The sequence below is a fragment of the Bradyrhizobium sp. USDA 4532 genome, from assembly GCF_024171315.1.
Lineage (GTDB): Bacteria > Pseudomonadota > Alphaproteobacteria > Rhizobiales > Xanthobacteraceae > Bradyrhizobium > Bradyrhizobium australafricanum.
The window spans coordinates 666,199-690,527 of record NZ_JALJZN010000001.1 but is presented as its reverse complement, the minus strand read 5'-3'; the positions used below and the strand labels follow the sequence as shown (position 1 = coordinate 690,527).

At 64.1% G+C, this 24,329-nt stretch carries 24 protein-coding genes; 5 read left to right on the top strand and 19 right to left on the bottom strand.

The annotated features are described in order from the left end of the window. Positions 1-28: 28 nt before the first annotated feature. The 11 genes from J2R76_RS03250 to J2R76_RS03200 form a co-directional block, all read right to left on the bottom strand. Positions 29-502 (bottom strand): cupredoxin domain-containing protein, encoded by a 474-nt coding sequence (locus J2R76_RS03250; RefSeq protein WP_057019639.1) that lies wholly within the window; start codon positions 500-502, stop codon positions 29-31. Between the two features lie 41 nt (positions 503-543). Then, on the bottom strand, positions 544-1,899 hold the full coding sequence (locus J2R76_RS03245; RefSeq protein WP_057019686.1) for a multicopper oxidase family protein: 1,356 nt from the start codon (positions 1,897-1,899) through the stop codon (positions 544-546). 12 nt (positions 1,900-1,911) lie between these two features. Next, positions 1,912-3,339: a TolC family protein gene (locus J2R76_RS03240; RefSeq protein WP_253623747.1), complete on the bottom strand. Its 1,428-nt coding sequence runs from the start codon at positions 3,337-3,339 to the stop codon at positions 1,912-1,914. Positions 3,340-3,348: 9 nt separating this feature from the next. Next, on the bottom strand, positions 3,349-3,660 hold the full coding sequence (locus J2R76_RS03235) for a hypothetical protein (protein WP_076831571.1): 312 nt from the start codon (positions 3,658-3,660) through the stop codon (positions 3,349-3,351). A gap of 77 nt (positions 3,661-3,737) precedes the next feature. Next, entirely contained in the window at positions 3,738-4,190 is a 453-nt protein-coding gene (locus J2R76_RS03230; protein ID WP_076831574.1) for a hypothetical protein, read from the bottom strand. Between the two features lie 127 nt (positions 4,191-4,317). Beyond that, a complete protein-coding gene (locus tag J2R76_RS03225) occupies positions 4,318-7,485 on the bottom strand; it encodes an efflux RND transporter permease subunit (protein ID WP_076831576.1) in 3,168 nt (1,055 codons plus the stop codon). Next, positions 7,482-8,924 (bottom strand): efflux RND transporter periplasmic adaptor subunit, encoded by a 1,443-nt coding sequence (locus tag J2R76_RS03220; protein WP_076831579.1) that lies wholly within the window; start codon positions 8,922-8,924, stop codon positions 7,482-7,484. The genes J2R76_RS03225 and J2R76_RS03220 overlap by 4 nt, the downstream gene beginning before the upstream one ends. 11 nt (positions 8,925-8,935) lie before the next feature. Beyond that, positions 8,936-9,337: a FixH family protein gene (locus J2R76_RS03215; RefSeq protein WP_076831581.1), complete on the bottom strand. Its 402-nt coding sequence runs from the start codon at positions 9,335-9,337 to the stop codon at positions 8,936-8,938. Positions 9,338-9,436: 99 nt separating this feature from the next. After that, positions 9,437-9,838 carry a hypothetical protein gene (locus J2R76_RS03210; protein WP_076831584.1) on the bottom strand — a complete coding sequence of 134 codons (402 nt, stop codon included), beginning with the start codon at positions 9,836-9,838 and terminating at the stop codon, positions 9,437-9,439. An 87-nt stretch (positions 9,839-9,925) separates the two neighbouring features. Next, entirely contained in the window at positions 9,926-12,103 is a 2,178-nt protein-coding gene (locus tag J2R76_RS03205; RefSeq protein ID WP_253623746.1) for a xanthine dehydrogenase family protein molybdopterin-binding subunit, read from the bottom strand. Positions 12,104-12,106: 3 nt separating this feature from the next. Beyond that, positions 12,107-12,568 (bottom strand): (2Fe-2S)-binding protein, encoded by a 462-nt coding sequence (locus tag J2R76_RS03200; protein WP_057019645.1) that lies wholly within the window; start codon positions 12,566-12,568, stop codon positions 12,107-12,109. Positions 12,569-12,749: 181 nt separating this feature from the next. On the opposite strand from J2R76_RS03200, the gene J2R76_RS03195 reads away from it, so the two are divergent. From J2R76_RS03195 to J2R76_RS03185, 3 genes are all read left to right on the top strand, one after another. Next, a complete protein-coding gene (locus J2R76_RS03195; protein ID WP_076831590.1) occupies positions 12,750-13,631 on the top strand; it encodes a LysR substrate-binding domain-containing protein in 882 nt (293 codons plus the stop codon). Between the two features lie 134 nt (positions 13,632-13,765). After that, on the top strand, positions 13,766-13,975 hold the full coding sequence (locus J2R76_RS03190) for a hypothetical protein (protein WP_076831593.1): 210 nt from the start codon (positions 13,766-13,768) through the stop codon (positions 13,973-13,975). Positions 13,976-13,999: 24 nt separating this feature from the next. Continuing rightward, a complete protein-coding gene (locus J2R76_RS03185) occupies positions 14,000-14,506 on the top strand; it encodes a hypothetical protein (RefSeq protein ID WP_076831596.1) in 507 nt (168 codons plus the stop codon). Between the two features lie 78 nt (positions 14,507-14,584). Here the strand turns inward: J2R76_RS03185 and J2R76_RS03180 are convergent, their stop codons facing one another. From J2R76_RS03180 to J2R76_RS03145, 8 genes are all read right to left on the bottom strand, one after another. Beyond that, positions 14,585-15,022 (bottom strand): DUF5658 family protein, encoded by a 438-nt coding sequence (locus J2R76_RS03180; protein ID WP_057019648.1) that lies wholly within the window; start codon positions 15,020-15,022, stop codon positions 14,585-14,587. Between the two features lie 150 nt (positions 15,023-15,172). Then, positions 15,173-15,337, bottom strand: a complete 165-nt coding sequence (locus tag J2R76_RS03175; protein ID WP_168856726.1) for a hypothetical protein — start codon at positions 15,335-15,337, stop codon at positions 15,173-15,175. A 450-nt stretch (positions 15,338-15,787) separates the two neighbouring features. After that, complete coding sequence (locus J2R76_RS03170; RefSeq protein WP_057019650.1) at positions 15,788-16,696, bottom strand: heme o synthase; 909 nt, start codon at positions 16,694-16,696, stop codon at positions 15,788-15,790. A 140-nt stretch (positions 16,697-16,836) separates the two neighbouring features. After that, the gene (locus J2R76_RS03165; protein ID WP_050384760.1) at positions 16,837-17,244 is read right to left on the bottom strand and encodes a cytochrome C oxidase subunit IV family protein; all 408 of its coding nucleotides are present in this window, start codon (positions 17,242-17,244) and stop codon (positions 16,837-16,839) included. Between the two features lie 8 nt (positions 17,245-17,252). Beyond that, positions 17,253-17,975 carry a heme-copper oxidase subunit III family protein gene (locus tag J2R76_RS03160; RefSeq protein WP_057019651.1) on the bottom strand — a complete coding sequence of 241 codons (723 nt, stop codon included), beginning with the start codon at positions 17,973-17,975 and terminating at the stop codon, positions 17,253-17,255. Positions 17,976-17,989: 14 nt separating this feature from the next. Further along, on the bottom strand, positions 17,990-18,694 hold the full coding sequence (locus tag J2R76_RS03155) for a cytochrome c oxidase subunit 3 (protein WP_076831599.1): 705 nt from the start codon (positions 18,692-18,694) through the stop codon (positions 17,990-17,992). Then, a complete protein-coding gene (ctaD, locus tag J2R76_RS03150; protein WP_057019653.1) occupies positions 18,691-20,466 on the bottom strand; it encodes a cytochrome c oxidase subunit I in 1,776 nt (591 codons plus the stop codon). The genes J2R76_RS03155 and ctaD overlap by 4 nt, the downstream gene beginning before the upstream one ends. 83 nt (positions 20,467-20,549) lie before the next feature. Next, positions 20,550-21,383 carry a cytochrome c oxidase subunit II gene (locus J2R76_RS03145; RefSeq protein WP_076831602.1) on the bottom strand — a complete coding sequence of 278 codons (834 nt, stop codon included), beginning with the start codon at positions 21,381-21,383 and terminating at the stop codon, positions 20,550-20,552. A gap of 546 nt (positions 21,384-21,929) precedes the next feature. On the opposite strand from J2R76_RS03145, the gene J2R76_RS03140 reads away from it, so the two are divergent. Beyond that, entirely contained in the window at positions 21,930-22,826 is an 897-nt protein-coding gene (locus tag J2R76_RS03140) for a DUF2189 domain-containing protein (RefSeq protein ID WP_026192934.1), read from the top strand. A 185-nt stretch (positions 22,827-23,011) separates the two neighbouring features. Next, positions 23,012-24,115 carry an IS4 family transposase gene (locus J2R76_RS03135; RefSeq protein ID WP_253623745.1) on the top strand — a complete coding sequence of 368 codons (1,104 nt, stop codon included), beginning with the start codon at positions 23,012-23,014 and terminating at the stop codon, positions 24,113-24,115. Positions 24,116-24,329: the final 214 nt, after the last annotated feature.

The following is a 24,329-nucleotide window of genomic DNA, read 5'->3' as shown; positions in this document are numbered from 1 at the left end:
ATTGTTGTGCTTTCTTTCGCTGCTGGTTTCATTTCACGATGACGCGGCCGCTCATCCCGTAGTCGCGGTGATCCGGGATCAGGCAGGAATATTCAAACGTTCCGGCCTTGGTGAATTTCCAGACGATCTCCGCGCTCTTCTTCGGTGCGAGGCGAACGCCGTTCGGATCGTCATGCTCCATGTGCGGATGCTTCTTCATCACTTCGGCATGCTTCAGATTCTCTTCGGTGGTCGCGAGCAGGAATTCGTGATCCTCGGTGCCGGCATTGCGGATCACGAAGCGGATCTGCTCGCCGCGCTTGACCTCGATGCGGAACGGCGTGAACTCCATCTCCTTCATCTCGACCTCGACCGTGCGCGAGGGCTTGCTCGGATCGCCGGGCTCGCCGGCCGAATAGGATTCGTGGCCGTGCTTCTCGTGACCACGCGACGGCACTGCGGTGACCGACAGCGCAATCAGCGCGATGCCGATGCTGGTGAGTTGCTTCACTGGATTCTCCATTCTGTGTTTGATGCTTGTCGTTGGTGAGTGAGCTGGATCCGCTACATCTTCATTCCCTTCATCGATGGCTTGCCTTTTCGCCCGGGCGCCGCCGGCGGCTGGCGCGCGGGCTCGGCGGCGGGCGCCTCGACCTCATAGGCAACCGTGCCCGGCGGATATTTGTACGGTCCGGGGTCGGCGTAATCGTCGCGGCCGAGCCCCTCGCGGATCTTCATCACCGTGAACATGCCGCCCATCTCGATCGGCCCGAATTGTCCGGTGCCGGTCATCATCGGCAGCGTGTTGTCGGGCGCGGGCATCTCCATGTTGCCCATCGCCATGCCGGTCGATCCCATCACCATCGCGTCGGGCGCGAGCTTGCCGACCGCCTTGGCCAGATCCTGGCGCGACACGCCGATGAAGTTTCTGACGTCGTGGCCCATCGCGTTCATGGTGTGGTGCGATTTGTGGCAGTGGAACGCCCAGTCGCCCGGATTGTCGGCGAGCATGTCGAACGCCCTGACCGCGCCGACCGGCACGTCGGTCGTGGTCTCCGGATACTGCGCTGACACCGGCACCCAGCCACCGTCGGTGCAGGTCACCGCGAAATTATGCCCATGCACATGGATCGGATGGTTGGTCATGGTCAGGTTGCCGATCCGCACGCGGATCCTGTCGCCGAGACGGATCGGCATCGGATCGATGCCGGGATAGACGCGGCTGTTCCAGGTCCACATGTTGAAGTCGGTCATCTCATTGACCTTCGGCAGATAGGTGCCGGGGTCGATCAGGTAGCTGCTCATGATGAAGACGAAGTCGCGGTCGACTGGCCGGAATGCCGGATCGCGCGGGTGCACGATGAACATGCCCATCATGCCCATCGCCATCTGCACCATCTCGTCGGAATGCGGGTGGTACATGAAGGTCCCGCTGTGCTTCATCTCGAACTCGTAGACGAAGGTCTTGCCCGGCTTGATGTGCGGCTGGTTGAGTCCGCCGACGCCATCCATGCCTGACGGCACGATCATGCCGTGCCAGTGCACCGTGGTGTGCTCCGGCAGTTTGTTGGTGACGAAGATGCGGACCTTGTCGCCCTCGACCGCCTCGATGGTTGGCCCCGGCGCCTGGCCGTTATAGCCCCAGAGATTGGCCTTCATGCCGTCGGCGAATTCGCGCACCACGGGCTCGGCGACGAGATGGAATTCCTTCCAGTCGCCGTTCATCCGCCACGGCAGCGACCAGCCATTGAGCGTGACCACCGGCCGGTAGTCCGGCCCGCTGGCGGGATGTAGCGGCGGCTGCATCACCACCTTGTCCATGGTCGGCGCTTCGGGAATGGCGGCGGCCTGGACGCGGCCGCTGACCGCGCTCGCCGTGACCAGCGCCGCGCCGCCCAGAAATCCTCGTCGAGAAAACATGTGCTGCTCCATTCAATGACCGCCGCCGGCCGCGGGCTGCGCGGCCGAGGCGATGGAAGACGGTGTCGATGCTGCGCCGGCCGAGCCGCCGCCGTTGATCGCGGTCTGCAGCTCGGATTGCGCCAGAAGGAAGTCGCGCCTGGCGTCGATCGCCGCGCGCAGCGAGGCGAGCCGCTGCCGCGCTTCGGTCAGCAGCGCGAACACGTCGACCTGCATGCTGGAGAAGCGCAGCTGCATCTCCTCGGTGATGATCTGCCGCAACGGCAGCACCTCGCGCTGGTAATGGCGCGCGATGTCGTAGGTCGAGCGATAAACGCGGTAGGCGTCGCGCGCCTCGGAGCGGACGTTGACCGCCTTCTCGGTCAGGCGGTTCATCGCCTGGCGGTAGGTCTCCGCCGCCTGCCGTACTCGCACCTCGCCGCCGTCGAAGATCGGAATCTGGAACTGGACGTCGAAGCCGCGCTCCCTGAACGGCGGGGCTTCGGGATCGTGCGTACGCTTGTCGATGCCGGCGACATCGAGCAGCGTGACGAAACGCGTCGCCTCGGTGAGATCGAGCGCCTTGGCGAGCGCGACGATTTCCATCCGTGCGATCTGCAGGTCGACGCGATGGCCGACCGCGGCGATCTCGATCGACGGCTGTTCCAATGGCCGCTTCGGCAGCAATGGCAACTTGCCGGGGATTCGGAAGCCGAGATCGCCGTCCCACAATCCGAGCAGGCGCGCCAGCCGCTCGCGCGAACTCGCCGCATTCTGCCGCGCGCTGGCGAGGTCGGCGGTGATCTCGGCGTAGAACACCTGCTCGCGGGCCTGGTCGAGCTTGTTCATGCCGCCGGTCTCGCCGAGCTTTTTCGCGAGCTGCGCGGTCGACTCCGCGGTCGCCTTCGCATCCGTCAGCAGCGCGACCGTCTCGTTCGCGGCCACCGCCGCGACATGGCTGCGCCGCACCTCGGCGGCAAGCCGCAAGGTGGCGAGCGCGGCCTTGAGCTGCGCCTGGCGGAAGCGCTCGCGCGCGATCTCGGAGCGGGCCGGAAGGGTCGCGAGCCCAAGGATGTCGCCGACCACCTGCCGCTCGACCTCGCTGGCGCCGTTGCCGCTGATGCGGGAGACCGAGAAGGTCGGGTTCGTCGGCAGGCTGTCGGCGACGTAATCGGTCTCCGCCAGCGCCAGTTCGTTATAGGCGGCCTGCAGCCCCTTGTTGTTCAAGAGCGCAACCTGCACGGCGGCATCCGCCGTCAAATTGCGCGCGAGCAGCCGCTTCACTGCGGCGTCGACGGTCGCGGCCTCATCCACCGACCGCACGAAGGCGACGTCCTTGCCGATCGCCTGCTCGGTCACCTCGGAGACGACGCCCATACCGCTGTCGGGCGAGAACGACGCGCATCCCGCGAGCGCGGATGACGCAAGCAGCAGGATCGGCACGATGGCCAGATGTCGCATGGCGCCCTCCTACTGGTCCGGCTTGGCCGGCGGCGTCACGCCGTCATTGCGCTCGCGCCAGGGCTGCGGCGTCGACGGTCGCAGGCTGCTGTAGGGCGCGATCGTCGAGCGGTAGCCGACGGCGGCCGTCCCCGCCGCCGGATTTGCCGGATCGCCTCCGACGGCGACCGGCCGGCCGTCGGCCATGCAGCCGGCGAGCGGTGCAGATGCGAGGATGGCGGCGGCCATCCGCGGCAGCAATGTGGGTGGCGCGCGCCGGCCGAGCCTGTTGCCAAGCCTGGTGGCCACGGCGGCGAGCCTCGCCCCGAGATGCGAATACATGGATCTGTCCCGATCATCCGATGAATAACAGGCGTGCGCACGCAAGCGTGCGGCACCGCCACGATGTCAGCGAACGATCAGGCGATGGGGGGACGATAGAGGCGCGGAGGCGCCTCGCTCCGCAGGCTCTGATAAGCCTCGGAAAGACGCGTGGCGATCGGGTGCAAGGGAGCAGCGACGAATGGAAGATCGGCCGGCAGCACCGATACGCACATCAGCGCGCAGCACGGCCCCGGCGCATTCTTGCCGTCGTGGCTGTGCTTCACAGCCGGCGCAGCATCATCGGCTGCGTGTTGCATGTGCATGCCGCCATGATCGTGGGCGGCATGATCGTGCGTGACGGCTTCGGCATGCGCCATCGACGCCGCGTGAACATGCGCCGCGGCGGCGGGCTGCACCTCATCGGTCAGGCACGGAAACGGCGCCCCGAATGCAAGCGCGAAGGACGGCGCGAGCACGCAAAACAGATAGGCCAGGATGATGGAACATCCCGCCCGCAACCGCCCTGATCTCGTCAATCGCACCAGCACCCGCTTCGCATCTCCGACCGCCGCAAGCTAACCGCAAATCAGCTCGCTGCAAACCGCCATCAGCTATATACCCCCTTGGGGTATCATTCAATCCGATTTGAAACTACCAACAGGCGTCATGTTTCCATCACATCCTTGCCTGCTGGCGCGCGGCACAGGAAGCAACTTCGCGTGCCGACACTCTCGCTTCGATCTTGATGCCCTTCACGACGGCGAAGATCGCGGGAATCACGATCAGCGTCAGCAGCGTCGACGAGATCATACCGCCGATCATGGGCACCGCGATGCGCTGCATGATCTCCGAGCCGGTGCCGGTGCTCCACATGATCGGCAACAGCCCGGCCATGATCGCGACCACCGTCATCATCTTCGGCCGGACGCGCTCGACCGCGCCCGCGATGATCGCGCGATTGAGGTCGTCACGATCGATCGTGCGTCCCTCCTCAGCACGATGCGCGGTGATCTCGCCCAGCGCCTGGTTGAGATACATCAGCATCACGACGCCGGTCTCGGCTGCGACGCCGGCGAGCGCGATGAAGCCGACCGCGACCGCAACCGACAGGTTGAAGCCGAGCGCCCACATCAGCCAGAAGCCGCCGACCAGCGCGAACGGCAGCGACAGCATCACGATCATGGTCTCCGCCACCGAGCGGAAATTGAGGTAGAGCAGCAGGAAGATGATCGACAGCGTCACCGGCACCACGATCCTGAGCCGCGCGGCGGCGCGTTCGAGATATTCGTACTGCCCGCTCCAGTCCACGTAGGTTCCGGGCGGAAACTGCACGCCGGCCTGCACCGCGCGCTGCGCGTCCGCGACATAGCCGCCGAGATCGCGATCGCGGATGTCGACATAGATGTAGGTGGCGAGTTGCCCGTTCTCGGTCCGGATCGTGGTCGGCCCGTGCGCCGGCGCGATGTCGGCGACCTCGCCGAGCGGCACCGCGCCGCCCGCCGGCATCGGCACCAGGACGTCGCTGGCGATCGCGCCCGGATTGTCGCGCAAATCGCGCGGATAGCGCATGTTGACGGTGAAGCGCTGGCGTCCCTCGACCGTCGTCGTCACGCTCTGCCCGCCGAGCGCGGTCGCGATGGTGTCCTGCACGTCCTGCACCGCGATGCCGTAGCGCGACAAGGCCTCACGCTTCGGCGTGATCTCGAGATAGTAGCCGCCGAGGCTGCGCTCGGCATAGGCCGACGAGGTGCCGGGCACGCCCCTCACCACCTGCTCGACCTGGCGGGCGAGCTTGTCGATCACGGCAAGATCGGGACCGATCACCTTGACGCCGACCGGCGTCCTGATCCCGGTCGAGAGCATGTCGATGCGCGCCTTGATCGGCATGGTCCAGGCGTTGGAGACGCCGGGGAATTGCAGCGCCTTGTCCATCTCGGCGATCAGGCGGTCGAGCGTGAGGCCGGCGCGCCATTGCAGTTTCGGCTTCAGATTGATGATGGTCTCGAACATCTCCGACGGCGCCGGATCGGTTGCGGTCGCGGCGCGGCCGGCCTTGCCGTAGACCGAAGCGACCTCCGGAAAGCTGCGGATGATGCGGTCCTGCATCTGCAGCAGCTCGGCCGCCTTGGTCACCGAAATCCCCGGCAGCGTGGTCGGCATATAGAGCAGCGTGCCCTCATTGAGGTCGGGCATGAACTCGGTGCCGAGCTGCCGCGCCGGCCAGATCGAGACGGCGACGGCGCCGAGCGCCAGCAGGATCACCAGCGTCTTCGCCCGCAACACGGCGTGGATGACCGGACGGTAGATCCAGATCAGGAAACGGTTGATCGGATTTCTGTGCTCGGGGACGATCCTGCCGCGGACGAAGATCACCATCAGCGCCGGCACCAGCGTCACCGACAACAGCGCCGCCGCCGCCATCGCGAACGTCTTGGTGAACGCAAGCGGCGAGAACAGCCGCCCCTCCTGCGATTCCAGCGTGAAGATCGGCATGAAGGACACGGTGATGATCAGCAGGCTGAAGAACAGCGCCGGCCCCACCTCCGCCGCGGCCTCGATCAGGATCGCGACCCGCGACCTGCCGGGCTCGGCTCGCTCCAGGTGCTTGTGCGCGTTCTCGATCATCACGATCGCCGCATCGATCATGGCGCCGATCGCGATCGCGATGCCGCCGAGGCTCATGATGTTGGAGCCGATGCCGAGCAGCTTCATCGCGCCGAACGCCATCAAGACGCCGACCGGCAGCATCAGGATCGCGACCAGCGCGCTGCGGACATGCAGCAGGAACAGGATGCAGACCAGCGCGACCACCGCGCTCTCCTCCAGCAATGTGCGCTTCAGCGTGTCGATCGCCGCATAGATCAGATTGGACCGGTCGTAGACCGGCACGATCTCGACCGACTTCGGCAAGCTGCTCGCGATCTCCCTGAAACGCTTCTTGACGTTCTCGATCACGTCGAGCGCGTTGACGCCGAAGCGTTGCAGCACGATACCGCTCGCGACCTCGCCCTCGCCGTTCAGTTCAGTGATGCCGCGCCGCTCGTCGGGGCCGAGCTCGACGCGGGCGACGTCGCGCAGCAGCACCGGCGTGCCGCTATCGGTCTTCAGCACGATGTTGCCGAGATCGTTGATGTCCTTCAGATAGCCCTTGCCGCGGATGACATATTCGAACTCGGAGAGCTCGACGGTGCGGCCGCCGACATCGGCGTTGCTGGCACGAATCGCGTCGCGCATCCGCTGCATGGTGATGCCGCGATCGCGCATCCGCTGCGGATCGAGGATCACATTGTACTGCTTGACGAAGCCGCCGACGCTGGCGACCTCGGCCACGCCTTCGGCCCTGGCAAGCGCGAATTTCAGGTTCCAGTCCTGGATCGTGCGGGTGTCGGCAAGGTTCAGCTCTTTCGACATCACGGCATACTGGTAGACCCAGCCGACCCCGGTCGCATCGGGCCCGATGGTCGGTGAGACGCCGGCCGGCAGCCGCGACGCCGCGCCGTTGAGGAATTCGAGCACGCGCGAGCGCGCCCAGTAGATATCCGTGCCGTCCTCGAAGATGACATAGACGAAGGAGACGCCGAAGAACGAGAAGCCGCGCACGACCTTCGACTTCGGCACCGTCAGCATCGCCGTGGTCAGGGGATAGGTGACCTGGTCCTCGATCACCTGCGGCGCCTGGCCGGGATATTCGGTGTAGACGATGACCTGGGTGTCGGAGAGATCGGGGATCGCATCGAGCGGCAGATGCAGCAGCGCGTAGAGGCCCGCGGCTGCCGCGAAGCCGGTGCCGAACAGCACCAGCAGCAGGTTACGCGCCGACCAGGCGATGACACGGGCAATCATCGCCGGTCTCCCGTCTTGTCGCCCTCGCCCGCCTGGGCAGCACCGGCCTCGGCGAAGCCCTTGATCGCCGCCTTCAGGTTGCTTTCGGCATCGATCAGAAACGTCGCTGATGTCACGACCGCATCGCCTTCGGCGATGCCCTCGCGGATTTCGACATAGCCCTCGCCGCGCCGCCCGAGCTTGACCTCGCGCGGCTCGAACCGCCCGTTGCCGCGGTCGATCAGCACGCTCTGGCGGCTCCCGGTGTCGAGGATGGAATTATCAGCTACCGCAAGTACCGGCGCCGGGCTGCCGGTGTCGATCTCCGCGTCGACATACATGTCCGGCAGCAGTGCGAGGTCGGCATTCTGCAATTCGATCCGCACCCGCGCGGTGCGCGTCTCCTTGTTGACCTGCGGATAGATCACGCTGATCCGGCCGACGAAACTGCGGCCGGGATAGCTGCGCGCGCGTACGGTCACGTTCTGCCCGACCACGATATTGCCGAGATCGCGCTCGGCAACGTCGACCAATGCCCACACGACAGAGACGTCGGCAATCCGAAACAGCACGTCGCCTTGCTGCGCGCGCATGCCCTCGATGGCGGCACGCTGCAGCACGATGCCGTCGCGCGGCGACAGCCACTGGATCGCGATCGGAACGGTCCGGCTCTTCTCCATCTCGGCGATGACGGGTTCGGGAACGTCGAGATTGGTCAGCCGCTGCTTGGAGCCGCGTCCGTAGGGCTCGATGTTCGCAGTCGCCTTCGACGTGATGGTCGCGACATATTCGGCCGCAGCGGACGATATTGCCGGACTGTAGATCTCCATCAACGGCTGGCCCTTCGTCACACGGCTGCCGGTCGTGACGTCGGCGACTTTCTGCACATAGCTCTCGGCGCGCATTGCGATCACCGACACCCGCCGTTCGTCGAGCTGGATCGTGCCGGGTGCGCGGACCAGCGTACGGATGCGGCGCATCTGCGCGGGCTCGGACTTGACGCCGCTGCGCTGGATCCTGCCGGGCGACAGCGTGATCGAACCGTCGTCGCTGTCATCGCCGTCATAGACGGCGATGTAATCCATCCCCATGGAGTCCTTCTTCGGCACCGGCGAGGTGTCGGGAAGTCCCATGGGATTGCGATAATATTTCACCTTGCGCTCGCCTTTCGCGGCGGGCGCGCTCACGTCTGCCGATTGCCCGGGCCCGCCGGCACCGCCGTCGTCATCGGCAAACACCGGCAGATAGTCGCGCCCGTCAGGCGTCTTCTTCGGTGTCGCCGAATAGAGCGACTTGCCGTCGGGATCGCGGTAGTAGATCGGCGCAGCAGTCTCCGCCGCCCGCGCGACGGCGACGATCGCAGCGGTCACCGGCCGCGGCGGCAGGTTGCGGCCGATCCATGCGGCGCCTGCCGCTGCCGCGATCGCAGCGGCAGCGCCGGCCCATGTTAAGGCGCCCATTGCTCGGCGGCTCATTGCTCGGCCGTGACGACGAGCTTGTTCTCGAGCGCGCCGGTCTCGCCCTGCACCTTGGCGCCGAGCGACAATTGCCAGCGGCCGGCCATGCCGAAAGTCGCCTTGAACCGGTAGGTGCCGGGCTCGGTGCCCGGCATCGGCGTCACCTTGGTGGCCATCTCCTGCATGCCGTCGGGCGCCATGTCGAGCCGGGTCGAGAAGATGACCGCATCGGGCACGGCTTTCCCGCTCGTCTTGTCGACCAGCCGCACCGTGACGATGCGGTCGGCACCCGCCTTGACGGTCGGCTGCACCAGCTGGAATTCGTAGTTCTTGATCTCGGCGTGGGCAGACATGCCCGTCATGGCAACGCCGATCAGCGCTGCGGCAGCGGCCCGCGCCAGGTGGAAAGACTTCATGGTGATGATCCTCGATACGTCTGATGAGCCGCGTGAGCGGCATGCAAAGGCGCGCGCGCCATTAGCGCACGCGTCAGCGATCAGGCGCTGGCGCGCCCGTCAGACGTGGGTTCGAGGCGGATGATCGGGAGGTTCGGCGCCAAGGCCGTCGAGCAGACGGTCGTCATGGGCGGCGATCCGGCTGCTCAGCGGATCGCGCTCGATCAGCGACATGGCGCCGGCGGGCACCGGCAGCGAAACGCTCAACATGCAGAGCGCGAGGAACGGACAGTCGTCGCAGCCCTTGCTCTTGCCCTGGTCCGGACAGCACGGCATGTCGTCGGCCAGCGCCTGCTCGGACATCGCCTGTCCAGACATGGCGTGATCGTCCGGCATCGCCTGCATCGCAGCGGCCGAGGCATCCGGCATCATCCGGGCAAATGCCGGCGCCACGGGCGCGAGCAACAGCCCGGCCGCGACGAGCAGCAGAATCCAGAGATTGGCGAGCCGCCTCAGATGCATGCCCGCTTCTCGCACGGATCAGTGCACGGCGCAAATCCGTCCGGCTTCACGATCGCGCCAGCACCCGGGGGGAGCTCTCACTCGCCCCTAGGTCTGCTTCAATACCGCCGGATCGGCCGGCATCTTGCGCAGCCGCTTGCCGGTCGCCGCGAAGATCGCGTTGCTGATCGCCGGCACGATGCCCGAGGTTCCGGTCTCGCCCATGCCGCCCGGCGGCTCGGTGCTCGGCACGATATGGACCTCGATCGCCGGCGCCTGATCGATGCGCAGCATCTGGTAGCTGTCGAAATTGCTCTGCTCGACGCGGCCGTCCTTGAGCGTGATCTCGCCGTAGAGCGCCGCCGTGACGCCGAAATTGATGCCACTCTGGAGCTGCGCCTGCACTGTGTCGGGATTGACCACGGTGCCGCAATCCATCGCACAGACGACGCGGTGGACACGGACCGAGCCGTCCTTGGCGACCTCGACCTCGGCGACCTGCGCGAGGTAGCTGCCGAACACGAATTGCAGCGACACGCCGCGTCCGCGCCCGGCCGGCAGCTTGCCGCCCCAGCCGGCCTTGGCCGCCGCGAGCTCGAGCGCCGCCTTGGCGCGCGGCGATTTGCCGAGCAGCGCGCGGCGGTAGTCGACCGGATCCTGCTTCGCCGCCGCCGCCAGCTCGTCGATCACGCTTTCGGTGACGAACACGTTGTGCGAGGGCCCGACGCTGCGCCAGAACGCGGTCGGAATGCCCGGTGGTTCGACCCGGACATATTCGACATGGAAGTTCGGAATGTCGTAGACGAGATCGATCGCGCCCTCGGTCGTGTCGGGATCGAGCCCGTTGCGGAACGCCGGCGGCGCCCATCGCGCCAGCACCGACGAGCCGGCGAAGCGGTTGTTCCAGGCAACCGGCTTGCCAGATGCATCGAGGCCGACCGCAATCCGGTCGCACCAGTAGGGCCGGTACATGTCGTGCTGGATGTCCTCCTCGCGGGTCCACACCACCTTGACCGGCGTATCGACCTGCTTGGCGATCTGCACGGCGCGAATGACACCGTCGACCTCGAGCCTGCGGCCGAAGCCGCCGCCGAGCAGATGATTGTGCACCACCACCTTCTCCGGTGGCATGTTCAGCACCTTCGCGGCCACCGCCTGCGCACGCGAGAGCGCCTGGCTGCCGACCCAGATCTCGCAACCGTCGGAACGCACATGCACGGTGCAGTTCATCGGCTCCATCGTGGCATGGGCGAGGAACGGCAGTTGATAGGTCGCCTCGACTTTCGTCGCCGCGCCCGCCATCGCCTTGTCGGCGTCGCCGATATTTTGCGCGACCGTGCCCGGCTTGGTGGTGGCTGCTTCGAGCTCGCGCGCGATGTCCGATGTGGCGAGCTTGGCGTGAGGGCCCTCGTCCCACTCGATCGTGAGCGCCGCCAGACCCTTCTTCGCCGCCCCCATGTGGTCGGCCACCACCGCGACGGCGTCGTCGAGCATCACGATCTGGCGCACGCCCTTGACGGCTTTTGCCGCCGCATCATCGACGCGCTTCACCCGCCCGCCGAACACCGGCGACTGCGCCAGCGTCGCGACCTTCACCCCGGGCGGCCGTGCGTCGATGCCGTAGACCGCCGTGCCGTTGATCTTGGAGGGTGTATCGAGCCGCTTGGCCGGCGTGCCGATCAGCTTGAACTCGGACGGGCTCTTCAGCGTGACATTCTCCGGCACCGGCATCTGCGCCGCGTCAGTCGCGAGTTCACCGTAACCCAGCTTGCGTCCGGAGGCCGCGTGACGCACCTCGCCGTTCTCGGCGCGGCATGTCCCCGGCTCGACGTTCCAGCGTTTCGCCGCGGCCGCGACCAGCATCGCCTTCGCGGTGGCGCCGGCTTTCCGCATCGGCTGCCAGGCGCCGCGCATTGCGTTCGAATTGCCGGTGGCCTGCACGCCGAGCAGCGGGTTGGCGTAGAGCTTGTCGCTCGGCGGCGCGTGTTCGAGCCGGACCTGCGTCAGGCCGATCTCGAGCTCCTCGGCGATCAACATCGGGATCGAGGTGTAGGTGCCCTGCCCCATCTCGACATAGGGCATGGTCAACACGACCTTGCCGTCGCCGCCAATCCGGACGAAGGCGTTCGGCGCGAAGCCGTCGGAGGCCGCCGCCTCGCTCTCGCGGCCCGCGAACGGCAGGCTCACGCTGAGCAGCAGACCGCCGCCCGCGATCGCGCCGGCGCGGAGGAAATTGCGCCGCGACAGGTCGGCAGCGCGCTCAGACAGATTGTCGATCAGCGTCATGGCTCAACCTCCCGACTGCGCGGCTTGCTTGATGGCTTCGCGAATGCGCACATAGGTGCCGCAGCGGCAGATATTGCCCGACATCGCTTCATCGATATCGGCATCGGTCGGCTTCGGCTTGCCCGCGAGCAGCGCGGAGGCCGACATGATCTGCCCCGACTGGCAGTAACCGCATTGCGGCACCTCATGCGCGAGCCAGGCGTCCTGGATCTTCTTGCCCGCCGGCGTCATGCCGACCGCCTCGATGGTCGTGATCCTGGAGTCGCCGATGCTGTCGATGGTCGTGATGCAGGAGCGCACCGCCGTGTCGTCGAGATGCACCGTGCAGGCGCCGCACAGCGCCATGCCGCAGCCGAACTTGGTGCCGGTCATGCCGAGCACGTCGCGCAGCACCCAGAGCAGCGGCGTGTCGCCATCGGCATCGACCGAATGACTGGTCCCATTGATCGTGATCTGGAAGGGCATCGTGACACTCCTGTCTGGTTCAGGCTCCGGCGAGATTGCGTCCCTCCGGGCGAAATCGGCAGCATTTCGAAGCAATCGGACGCATCATCGCGCCGATTGCTCACTTATGGTAATAAATATAGTTCCAGCACCCAATAAGTAGCGCCTTGATGCGCAGTGAAATAACCATTGGTTTATAATCATGGATCGACTGACCAGCATGTCCGTGTTCGCCCGCGTCGCCGATCTCGGCTCCTTCACCGCGGCGGCCAAGGAGTTGCGGATGTCGCCGACCATGATCGGCAAGCATATCCGATTTCTCGAGGACCGGCTCGGATCGCAATTGATCAACCGGTCGACCCGGCGGCAGGGCCTCACCGAGCTCGGCCGCAGCTATCTCGATCACTGCAAGCAATTGCTTGAACAGGCCGAGGCCGGCGATGCGCTGGTCGAGGAGGCGCTCAGCGCGCCGCGCGGCAAGCTCCGCGTGGCGACCTCGGTCGCCTTCGGGTCGTACAGCCTGGCGCCCGCGCTGGTCCGCTTCATGAAGAAACATCCGGAAGTCTCGGTCGACCTCATCCTCAGCGACAGGATGGTCGATCTGCTCGAGGAAGGGCTGGATGCGGCGATCCGGGTCGGCACGCTGACCGACTCCACCATGATGTCGCGCTCGCTGTCGCCCTATACAGGCGTGGTGTGCGCCGCGCCGAGCTATCTCGCCGAACGCGGCACGCCAACCCATCCGGCCGATCTCGCCCGCCATGAATGCCTGCGCTACCCCGGCTGGTCGGACGGGCAGCGATGGACATTCTCGGGGCCGGAGGGCGAAGTGCATGTCGATGTCGCGAGCCGCCTCTTCATCAACAGCGCGTTCGGCATCCGCTATGCGGCGCTGGCGGGCGCCGGCATCGTGCTGATGCGCGACGAGCTGCTGGCCGACGATATCGCCGCGGGACGGCTGCAGGTCCTGCTGCCGAACTACACGACGCAGAGCCGCGCGCGCCAGATCCTGTGGCCGAAGCACCGCAAGATGACGCCGAAGCTGCGCGCGCTGATCGACTTCATCGTGGAGACGTACGGCTGAGACAGATCGCCGCGGCCAAACCGCTCAACGCTACTGGCCAAGGTTGTAACGTCGCGACGGAGCGCGTAGCATGAGAACGTGCAATGAGGCCGTCGCGCCGATGCCGGGCGGCTTCCGTTCAAGTGAGGCGCGACATGCTGCCTGCCGAGGTTTTGACGCGCCTTCCCATTTCGAGAATTGAAGATCCGAGCGACGCCGTTCGCGGCGCGGGCCTTGACGCGACCCAGATGTCCAGCGGTCATCTCTCGGGCAGTCTCGTCTTTTCGAACTCGGACGGCATCGAGTACAGCGGGCTGATCGACGGAGGACAGCGCCGCGCCCACCGGATCGACCGGTGGACGTAGCCGAATTTAGGAGGAGATACACTGATGCTTGACTTGAAGCGTACTACGATGCTTGCAGCGTCCATCCTCACCGCCTCGATCATTGCGGCAATACCGCTTGAATCGGCGTCCGCAGCGCTGCTCGGCGCGATGCCGATCGGTAATCACGTCGCGCAATCATCCGACGTCGTTGCAGTCCGCGCGGCCGGCCGCCGTGGCGGCGCAGCGGTCGGTCCCCGCGGCGGCGCCGTCGTTCACCGTGGTGGCGCAGCCGTTGGGCCGCGCGGTGGCGCCTATCGCGGCCGCACCGCCGTCGTCGGGCCCCGCGGCAACGTCGCGGTTCGCGGCCGGACGGTGGTGGGAGGCGGCGGATGGGCGCGTCCGGGCCGGTATTACTGGCCAAGGGGCGGCGCAATCGCAGCCGGCGCTGCCATCGGGGTCGTGACGGCGGCAACGGCCGCGGCATGGGCCGGTGCCGCGCCGGCGCCCGGCATGTGCTGGTACTATACCGATCCGTCCCGCACGCAAGGATTCTGGGACTACTGCCAGTAATCGCCGTAGCGAGCGAACCGATATGAAGCCAGCGATGTCTCGCGCCTGCCCTGGCGGAGGCACCACTGGTGTTCCTCGCTACTTCGTGCTTGCGATGATCAGAAGATTATTGAGTACGGGCGTGGAGCAAAACGCCGCCACGATCGCGATATTGTAGGGGTTGTTGCTGCGCCAAAGCAGCCACATCATGAAATAGGTCAGACCGAGCTTCGGAATAAGCCACCAGGGGCCGAGCCATGTCTGAGCGACATGCATGAACGGGTTCAACTCGCCGAGGCCGAGATTCAGGATCGTGTTGGTGGTGTAGAGATCGGCGATGCCAAGAAGCAGGACGGACAGCACGAGGAGCGTCTTGGCGAGGTAACGTGGCCCCAGAATAATCTCGTAAGCAAATGCGGCGCCCCCCGGGACGTTTCGCTTGAACCACGACTGCGCGGCATCATTGGTCGCGAAAATCTTCAGATGCTCCGGCTCGCCAACGGGCTTGCTTGTGTCGGTATAGACCCAGACCTTCATTCGATTGCTCAAATATCTCTTTTCAAATCACAAAAAAGCATCATCTGCCGAGATGGTCATCTCGGGAGACCAAGGTAGCTCTGCCGTCGCCGTGAGGATAATTCCGGAGAGTGGCGTTGCGTTGGCCTCGAGGTGCCGCTTCAGGGCGGTTCAATCGTTGCGGCGCTTCAGGTCCAAGCGTCCGATGCGTTCATCAATCAGTCGATTTAGTTTCTCGTCCCGCCGTGAATTCTTCCTAAACAGCCCGCCATGCAGCCGATAGGCAAGAAGGAGCAGGACAATGGCAGTGCCCCCGAGATAGTAGGACCAGTCCATTCTTGAACCGCGCCTGGTTGCTGCAACGGCCGAAGCTTAGGGCGAGCCTGTCCTACTTGTCCAACGCTATCCCATGCGCCGCACCTGCCCGGGCCCAAATGGATTGGCCTGATTTATGCTTGGAAATGGCCGCATACGGAGGACGCGCGATGAGGCGGGACCTTTTGGTTATTTGCGGCGGAATGCTGGCCACGGGCGCCATCGCCTGGATCCTGTTGGGCAACCCGGCGAGCGGGCCACATATGCACGGGCTCCAGACGATGTCGGCAGACCAAGACTTGAGACTCGTCTCCCAGCGAAGTCCATAAATGCGGGACGAGCGCTAGGGCCGTCCCTGGCGGGTGCCTGCGAACTTCAATCACTGAGCTGCCCGGCAGCGCAAGCCCGCTCGGCAACAATATTCGATTTTTCCGAACAACGCCCAGCGGCTGTCGATTCGAATGCGTCCAGTCAGTGGGACTGAGCGTAGGGTGCAGCATTCATCAGCAGCCCCCCAAAAAGCAGGACCAGATAGAGCATCGAAAACACGAACAAGCGACGAGCAGGCCGCCTTTCCTTGTCGTCGCTCCGGCGCAACTGCCATGCGAGAAAAATCATGATCGCTCCCAGCGTCGCCGCGGCCGCGCCGTAGACGGCTCCCGCGAACCCCAGCGCACAAGGCAGCAGTGAGATCGGAACCAAAAGCACGCAATAGAGAAGAATCTGGCGCTTTGTTTCTGTCTTGCCAGCCACGACCGGCAACATCGGCACACCGGCACGGGCGTATTCTCCAGCAAGATTGAGCGACAGTGCCCAGAAGTGGGGTGGCGTCCAGAGGAAGATGATCAGAAACAGGATGAGCGGCTCGAGCCCAACATGTCCCGTGACCGCAGCCCAGCCAATCACCGGAGGGAGCGCGCCGGCGGCACCGCCAATAACGATATTCTGCGGCGTTCGGCGTTTGAGCCACATCGTGTAGACGACGACGTAGAAGAAGATAGTGAAAGCAAGCAGCGCAGCAGCGGCCATGTTCAGCAAGGTGCCGAGAGCCAGGACGGCGCACGTGCCGAGCATCAATCCGAAGGCCAATGCTTCCGGGCGCGATACGCGGCCGCTGGGAATTGGACGGATGGCGGTACGCGCCATCACCGCATCGATGTCGGCGTCGTACCACATATTGAGCGCAGCTGCGGCGCCAGCTCCCGCGGCTATGCAGAGAAGAGCAGCGAAACCGGTGAAGGGATCGATGCCGCCTGGTGCGACCATGAGACCGACCAGTGCGGTAAAGACGACCAGCGACATCACGCGCGGTTTCGTCAGTGCGACGTAATCTCCGATGTTGGCATAGCTCCGGCGAAGAATTGAACGATTGATTTGCACGAGACTAATTCCTCGTCGGTTCGAAAAAGCCATCGGCCAAAGGCCTGCTTCGCAGGGTTCCGGACGATGTGGCGAGTCCTCCGCCTTCAGGACGCTTTGCCTTGTCCAGCATGACCCACGCGGTCGTGGCCGTCCATTTCTTAGCTTGCTGACGCGAAGAACATCACCCGAAGCAGATGCGTATAGTCGGATTCGAACATCATGATCCCGACAAAAACCAGCACCAGCACCGGCGGCAACAGGATGGCGTAGGCCAACGCCAACCGCTCCCAGGCCATGTGCATGAACACAGCGACGATCAGGCCGGCCTTCAGCACCATGAACAGCAGGATCAGCGACCATCGCAGGTGGCCGTGGATACCAAAATAGTCGACGAGATAGGAACAAGTGCTGAGCACGAACAGCCATCCCCAGACCACGAGATAGAGCTTGATCGGGTGCTGCTGGCCCTCTGCATGCGCGGCGCCCGATGCCACCGCACCATGCACATAGCTGTGTAGCGCATGCTGTGCTGCCTGCCCTTCCACATGTACCGCTGCTTCTGTCATGCGCGACCTCACCAGAGATAAAAGAAGGCAAAGATGAACACCCAGACCAGATCGACGAAATGCCAGTACAGGCCCATGATTTCGACGATCTCGTAATAGCCCTTGCGGCTCGTGAAAAAGCCGCGCCGCTCGACGTCGAAGTCTCCCCGCCAAACCTTTCGCGCGATGGCGATCAGGAAGATCACGCCGATGGTCACGTGGGTGCCGTGGAAGCCGGTGATCATGAAGAAGGAAGCGCCAAATTGCGGTGCGCCCCACGGGTTGCCCCAGGGCCGCACGCCCTCCATGATCAGCTTGGTCCATTCGAAAGCCTGCATTCCGACGAACGTCGCGCCGAATGCCGCGGTGGCCAGCATCAAGGCGGCCGTTTTGACGCGATCCCGGCGGTAACCGAAGTTGACCGCCATCGCCATCGTCCCGCTGCTGCTGATCAGGATGAAGGTCATGATCGCGATCAGGATGAGCGGGATGTGCTGGCCGCCGATATTGAGCGCGAATACTTCGCTGGGGTTGGGCCACGGCACGGTCGTCGACATTCGCGCCGTCATGTACGACAGCAGGAAGCAGCTGAAGATGAAGGTGTCGCTCAGAAGGAAGATCCACATCATGGCCTTCCCCCAGGACACGTTCTTGAACGCGCGCTGGTCCGAGGCCCAGTCGGCGGCGATGCCGCGCAATCCGGGTATCGTTCCGGGCAGCGCCTTGGGGGTTGCGAGTGTGGTTTCGGTCATCGCTTCCTGCCTCGCTAGGTGAGCAACTGGCGACAGATGTCGACGAAATTGTCTGTCCAGCCCGTCAGCAGACCGAGCAGGACCAGCCAGACCAACAACAGGAAATGCCAGTAGATGGTACAAAGCTCGACGCTCAGGCGCATCTGCGTCATCGGCGCGCCACGCCACAGTTTTACGGTCGCCCTGCCGAGCGCCACCAGGCCGCCGGTCAGGTGCAGCCCGTGGAGCGCGGTGATCAGATAGAAGAAGGAATTGGCCGGATTCGACGCCATGGCATAGCCGGCGATGTTGAGCTGCTGCCACACCACGAGCTGCCCGATCAGGAACATCACGGCCGATGCACTGCCGACCAACAGGCCCGCGATCAGGCCCTCATGGTCGTCGCGGCGCGCGGCCATCAGCGCCCATTGCAGCGCCATGCTGCTGATGACGAGGACGCCGGTGTTGAACCACACCAGCCTCGGCAGCGGCAACTCGCGCCAGTCCACCATGGTGGTGCGCATCGAGTAGGCGCTGATCAGGAGCGCGAACAGCGAACCGACCACCGCGAGAAAAACACCGAGGCCGATTTTCGCCGCCGGCACCGAAGAGCCGAGATCGCCGCGAAGATCCACCGCAATGCCCTGCTCCAGCCACGGCTTGGCGGCCAGCCGTTGCTGCGAGAGCCACCATCCCGCGATCGCTGCAATCGTAGAAATGAACAGGACGATGGCACTCACGGATGGGCTCCCTGGGCCAGCACCTTGGCCGGCGGTTCATTCTGCGGGATGAAGTCCCTCGCGGAACCGGGCACGCTGTAATCGTAGGCCCAGCGATAGACGACGGGGAGCTCCTTGCCCCAGTTGCCGTGCCCCGGCGGGGTCTCCGGCGTCTGCCATTCCAGCGAGGTGGCACCCCAGGGATTGCCGCCCGCCTCTTTTCCCTTGAACAGGCTCCAGACCAGATTGAACAGGAAGACGAGCTGAGCGAAGCCGACAATCAGCGCCGCCACGCTCATGAACGCATTGAGGTCATGGGCGGAGGCCGGGACGAACGAGGTCTCGCCGATGTCGTGATAGCGGCGCGGCATCCCGAGCAGGCCGAGATAGTGCATCGGGAAGAACACCGCATAGGCCCCGATGAACGTCACCCAGAAGTGGAAGCGTCCGAGCGCGTCATTGAGCATCCGCCCGGTGACCTTCGGATACCAATGATAGATCCCGCCGAACACGGCCATGATCGGCGCAATCCCCATCACCATGTGGAAGTGCGCGACGACGAACATCGTATCCGACAGTGGAACGTCGACGACAACGTTGCCGAGGAACAGCCCGGTCAGGCCGCCATTGACGAAGGTGACGATGAAGCCGAGCGCAAACAGCATCGGCACAGTTAGATGGATGTCACCGCGCCAAAGGGTCAACACCCAGTTGTAGACCTTGATCGCGGTCGGGACCGCGATGATGAGCGTCGTGGTGGCGAAGAAGAACCCGAAATACGGGTGCATGCCGCTGACATACATGTGGTGCGCCCACACGACGAAGCTCAGCGCCCCGATCGCCACGATCGCCCAGACCATCATGCGATAGCCGAAGATGTTCTTGCGCGCGTGCGTACTGATCAGATCCGAGATGATGCCGAACGCCGGCAGCGCGACGATGTAGACTTCGGGGTGGCCGAAGAACCAGAACAAATGCTGGAACAGGATCGGGCTGCCGCCGCCATACTTGGTCAGCTGGCCCATCTCGACCAGTGTCGGCATGAAGAAGCTGGTTCCAAGGAGGCGGTCCAGCAGCAGCATCACCGAGGCCACGAACAGCGCCGGGAACGCCAGGAGGGCCATCACGGTCGCGGTGAAGATGCCCCACACCGTCAAGGGCATGCGCATCAAGGTCATGCCGCGTGTGCGGGCCTGCAATACTGTTACCACGTAATTGAGCCCGCCCATCGTGAAGCCGATGATGAACAGGATCAGCGAGGCCAGCATGAGAACGATGCCCCAGTCCTGCCCGGGGGTACCGGAGAGAATCGCCTGGGGTGGATAAAGCGTCCAACCGGCGCCGGTCGGCCCGCCCGGCACGAAGAACGTCGCGGCCAGCACCAGCACCGCGAGCAGGTAGACCCAATAGCTCAGCATGTTCACGTAAGGGAAGACCATGTCCCGCGCGCCAACCATCAGCGGGATGAGGTAGTTGCCGAAGCCGCCAAGAAACAACGCCGTGAGCAGGTAGATCACCATGATCATGCCGTGCATGGTAATGAACTGAAGGTACTGGTTGGCATCGATAAAGGAGAACGTGCCGGGAAACCCCAGTTGCAGCCGCATCATCCACGACAGCACCAGCGCGACCATTCCGATCGACATCGCCGTGATCGAGTACTGGACGGCGATCACCTTGGCGTCTTGCGAAAAGACGTACCTCGTCCACCAGCTGTGCGGATGATAGAGCTCGACCTCACCTACTTCGGCGGGCGGGATGCCTGCGACCTCATCAAACGGGATATCGACCATCGGAATACCCTCCTTGGTCTTCCGCTCAGCGACGAGTTCACTTCATCTCCGGCCGATCATCCGGCCGATCCTCGTCGGCATGTTCATTCGCTGCCAGTCTTGTACGCGGCCTTCGCGACGTTGCGCTGGCCGGACAAGGCGGCGAACGTGTGCTGCTTGTCCAGCCACGCGTGATATTCCTTCTCTTCTTCCACGACGACCTTGCTGCGCATCTGTGCGTGCGCGGCACCGCAAAGCTCCGCGCAGAGGACGTCGAAGGTTCCGGTCCGGGTCGGCGTGAGCCAGTAGTAGGTCACCGAGCCAGGGATCATATCCATCTTCGCCCGGAACTCGGGCACGTAGAAATCATGCAGGACGTCGATCGAGCGGAGCAGCACCTTCACCGGCTTCCCGACCGGCAGATGCAGATCCTCGTTTTGCACGACGATGTCGTCCTGCCCGTTCGGATCATTGGGATTCAACCCGAGTGGATTGTCGGAGCTGATCAGGCGCGCATCTGACGTGCCGAGCCGGCCGTCCTTTCCCGGAAGCCGATAACTCCACATCCACTGTTGTCCGACGACCTCGACGTCGGTCGCGTCGGCGGGAACGGTGACGAACTGGTGCCAGACGATGAGGCCCGGCGCCAGCATGGCGACGACGCCGATCGCGGTGCCGATGCTGAGCCACCATTCGAGCTTCTTGTTCTCGGGATTGTAGTGGGCGCGCCGTCCCTCGGTGTGGTGAAAGCGCAGGACGCAATAGGCCATGAACACGATCACCGCGCAGAACACCGCTCCGGTGATCCAGAATGTCAGGTTGATCGTGTGGTCGATATAGCTCCAGTTCGAGGCAATCGGGGTCCACCACCAGGGGCTGTAGAGGTGGAACAGCACCGAGGCGACGGCAACCAGGAGCAGTAAAATCGCTACAGCCATCCCTCATTCCTCCTTGCCATTGAAGGCTGCGGAGACGAACGAAAGGGCGGAGCTCACGTCAGAGGGATGGTCTCACGTTCACCATCACCGTGGCTTTTGCCTCGCCCATTCTGCCGGTCGCGATGCTGGGACATGACAAAAACTCAACGTCACGGCCGCAACCTCATCGGAGCTGGGGGCGTCAAGCATCAACATGGTACCCATCGAGCCAGACGTCAATAGAGGAGTAATGCCCGCCGCTGTCCGGCGCGTGTTGGCGGGAATGCATTGGATGCCGCGAACACTGATCGACCCTCCCCAATCGCATGGTGCATCGCAAGACCTCGTTTGTGCATCTGCACAATTCTCCCGACCGCATTCGCCACCTTGCTTCTGCCGCGCATCGGACTAGTTTTACTTGACCGGTTGCGACAGGCGTCGTCCGGCAAGCTCCTTCTGGTTGAATCTGATTTGCCGGACTCAGTCGCGATTTTCGCGCATGAGGCGGATGTGCGTGTGTTGATGGCGCTCCGTTCCCCTGCGGCCACAAGCAAGGAGACCGGAACCATGACCACGGTGTTCGCACGACCCAAGCTGCAATTGTTTGGCGTCTCTACCGCCTTCGTCGTTCGCAAGATCAGCCTTTCCGACCTGGGCGACGCGTTGCGCCTCGGCTGGGAAGACTTCAAGGCCATCCCGACCCACGCAATCGTCCTGTGCGTGATGTATCCCGTGCTCGGACTTGTCCTGTTCAGACTTGTGCTTGGCTATTCGGTGCTGCCGCTGCTGTTTCCGCTCGCCGCCGGCTTCGCCCTGATCGGTCCTTTCGCCGGCCTCGGCCTCTACGAACTGAGCCGACGGCGCGAACGCGGAGAGGAGCCAGGAGCCTGGGATGCGATGCAGGTGCTGCGCGCGCCGTCGTTCGGCGCCATGTTCGAACTTGGCGTTCTTCTGTTCGTTCTGTTCGGGGTCTGGATCGCCACCGCGGACGCGATCTACATCATGACGTTCGGTTATGCGCCGGCTGCGAGCATCCCTGATTTCGCAAAGCGTGTGTTGACGACGCCCGAAGGCTGGTCGCTCATCATCGTCGGATGCGGCGTCGGCTTCCTTTTCGCCTTGGTTGCCCTATGCGTCAGCGTCGTCTCCTTTCCACTGATGCTCGACCGTCATGCGACCGCGATCGATGCGATCCGCACCTCGATACGGGCCGTGATGATGAATCCAATTGAGATGGCCGCGTGGGGATTGATCGTTGCGGTATTGCTGGCGGTGGGCTCACTGCCATTCTTCGTCGGTCTCTGCGTCGTTCTGCCGGTGCTTGGTCATGCGACCTGGCATCTTTACAGGAAGGTGGTCGAGCCTGACCGGAATCCTCCGCAAGAAGAGCCCCGCCCGCCGATCGGTCACCGCTATGCGGCCGATTTCCCGGCCTCCCTCTTCCCGTGGAGCCGTGAGCGCTAAGCGTTTTCGCGCGAAGCATGTCGCGCAATTCAGTGTCGTCCCGGCCTAGTGCGCAATTGCGCACGGGGGCCGGGACGACGAAGGTGGATGTCGGCCGTGTCACACTATCGATGTCGTCCTGGCGAAAGCCCATAGGCGCTAAAATAGGATTTGCGCCTTGGATTCGCTTGTGATTCCAAGATGGAATGGCACACGAATCGCTTGTGAACAAAGATTGGGCGCGCGTTGTCGCCCGACTTGGCGGAGCCGAGGCTCTGAACATTAGCGCGCGCAAGACGAAGGCGTTTGTCCGTCCGCGGGAGATCAGCAATGCGGTCGACTTGCTGCGCCTGATCTTGGCTTATTGCCTTGGTGAGAAAGGGCTGCGGTTGACGGCGGCATGGGCCACGTCGGTTGGGCTTGTCGATATCTCCAACGTGGCTCTGTTGTATCGCTTACGTCAGTGCGGAGATTGGCTGGCAATCTTGGTCGAGCAGGCGCTTGCCGACGCGGCGCCGAAGGCGAGCCGCGGTCGTCTGATCCGTATTGTTGACGCCACGACGGTCCCCAAGGCTGGGACGAGCGGCAGGAACAAGAACGCAGTGTGGCGTATCCATAGCGCGTTCGATCTTCCGCAGGAGCGCTTTGGTCACTTCGAACTGACCGATCAGCGAGCGGGCGAGACGCTGGATCGGATACCGGCGGTTGCCGGTGAGATCCGTCTTGCCGATCGCGCCTATCTGCAACCGGAGCGCATGGCGCATCTCGTCGATGCCGATGCGGACTTCGTGATCCGGGCCGGCTGGAAGAGCGCGCGCTGGCTCGATGCCGAAGGTAATCTTGTTGACCTCACTGCCGAACTGCGCAACGCCTCGGCGCGTGGCCTGATCGATCGGCCGATTTGGATAAAGCGCAAGTCAGGTGCGCCGCCGCTCGCAGTGCGTCTGGTTGCCGCGAAGAAGCCGGCGCAAGCTGCTGCGGCTGCGCGACGCAAGGCGCGCCGGACTGCACAAAAGGGAGGTCATCAGCTCTCCAGGCAAACACTTGACGCCGCAGATTGGGTGATCCTGGTGACCTCACTCAGGCCAGAGGACTTCACGACTGCAGATATCCTCGCCCTCTATCGGCTGCGATGGCGCATTGAGCTCGGCTTCAAGCGGCTGAAAAGCCTGATTGGCCTGAAGGGACCTCCCGGAACCGACGAGCGGTCCGCCAGACCCCATATCCTCGCTCATCTGCTGATCATTCTATTGCTCGAGCCGCTCGTCGACGAACTCGAAGACTCTCCCCGCTTGGCCGACGCCGCCTGACCCACCCAGTGACGTGGCGTCTGCTGCGCCAGCTCGTCGCTTCGCTACGGCAAGCGATCATTCCACAGCCCGCAATCGCTCTACTCTGCAGAGCCAGTCACGCTCTCCGGCGACATCTACGCGAGCCACCCAGACATAAGCGCCACTATCAGACTATGATCAAACTATCTTAGCGCCTATGGGCGAAAGCCAGGACCCATTACCCCAAACGGAA

Bases quoted from the DNA above. Each gene is read 5' to 3' on its own strand.
- J2R76_RS03250 (WP_057019639.1), bottom strand. From the start codon at position 502: ATGGAGAATCCAGTGAAGCAACTCACCAGCATCGGCATCGCGCTGATT.
- J2R76_RS03245 (WP_057019686.1), bottom strand. From the start codon at position 1,899: ATGTTTTCTCGACGAGGATTTCTGGGCGGCGCGGCGCTGGTCACGGCG.
- J2R76_RS03240 (WP_253623747.1), bottom strand. From the start codon at position 3,339: ATGCGACATCTGGCCATCGTGCCGATCCTGCTGCTTGCGTCATCCGCG.
- J2R76_RS03235 (WP_076831571.1), bottom strand. From the start codon at position 3,660: ATGTATTCGCATCTCGGGGCGAGGCTCGCCGCCGTGGCCACCAGGCTT.
- J2R76_RS03225 (WP_076831576.1), bottom strand. From the start codon at position 7,485: ATGATTGCCCGTGTCATCGCCTGGTCGGCGCGTAACCTGCTGCTGGTG.
- J2R76_RS03220 (WP_076831579.1), bottom strand. From the start codon at position 8,924: ATGGGCGCCTTAACATGGGCCGGCGCTGCCGCTGCGATCGCGGCAGCG.
- J2R76_RS03215 (WP_076831581.1), bottom strand. From the start codon at position 9,337: ATGAAGTCTTTCCACCTGGCGCGGGCCGCTGCCGCAGCGCTGATCGGC.
- J2R76_RS03210 (WP_076831584.1), bottom strand. From the start codon at position 9,838: ATGCATCTGAGGCGGCTCGCCAATCTCTGGATTCTGCTGCTCGTCGCG.
- J2R76_RS03205 (WP_253623746.1), bottom strand. From the start codon at position 12,103: ATGACGCTGATCGACAATCTGTCTGAGCGCGCTGCCGACCTGTCGCGG.
- J2R76_RS03200 (WP_057019645.1), bottom strand. From the start codon at position 12,568: ATGCCCTTCCAGATCACGATCAATGGGACCAGTCATTCGGTCGATGCC.
- J2R76_RS03195 (WP_076831590.1), top strand. From the start codon at position 12,750: ATGGATCGACTGACCAGCATGTCCGTGTTCGCCCGCGTCGCCGATCTC.
- J2R76_RS03190 (WP_076831593.1), top strand. From the start codon at position 13,766: ATGCTGCCTGCCGAGGTTTTGACGCGCCTTCCCATTTCGAGAATTGAA.
- J2R76_RS03185 (WP_076831596.1), top strand. From the start codon at position 14,000: ATGCTTGACTTGAAGCGTACTACGATGCTTGCAGCGTCCATCCTCACC.
- J2R76_RS03180 (WP_057019648.1), bottom strand. From the start codon at position 15,022: ATGAAGGTCTGGGTCTATACCGACACAAGCAAGCCCGTTGGCGAGCCG.
- J2R76_RS03175 (WP_168856726.1), bottom strand. From the start codon at position 15,337: ATGGACTGGTCCTACTATCTCGGGGGCACTGCCATTGTCCTGCTCCTT.
- J2R76_RS03165 (WP_050384760.1), bottom strand. From the start codon at position 17,244: ATGACAGAAGCAGCGGTACATGTGGAAGGGCAGGCAGCACAGCATGCG.
- J2R76_RS03160 (WP_057019651.1), bottom strand. From the start codon at position 17,975: ATGACCGAAACCACACTCGCAACCCCCAAGGCGCTGCCCGGAACGATA.
- ctaD (WP_057019653.1), bottom strand. From the start codon at position 20,466: ATGGTCGATATCCCGTTTGATGAGGTCGCAGGCATCCCGCCCGCCGAA.
- J2R76_RS03145 (WP_076831602.1), bottom strand. From the start codon at position 21,383: ATGGCTGTAGCGATTTTACTGCTCCTGGTTGCCGTCGCCTCGGTGCTG.
- J2R76_RS03140 (WP_026192934.1), top strand. From the start codon at position 21,930: ATGACCACGGTGTTCGCACGACCCAAGCTGCAATTGTTTGGCGTCTCT.
- J2R76_RS03135 (WP_253623745.1), top strand. From the start codon at position 23,012: ATGGCACACGAATCGCTTGTGAACAAAGATTGGGCGCGCGTTGTCGCC.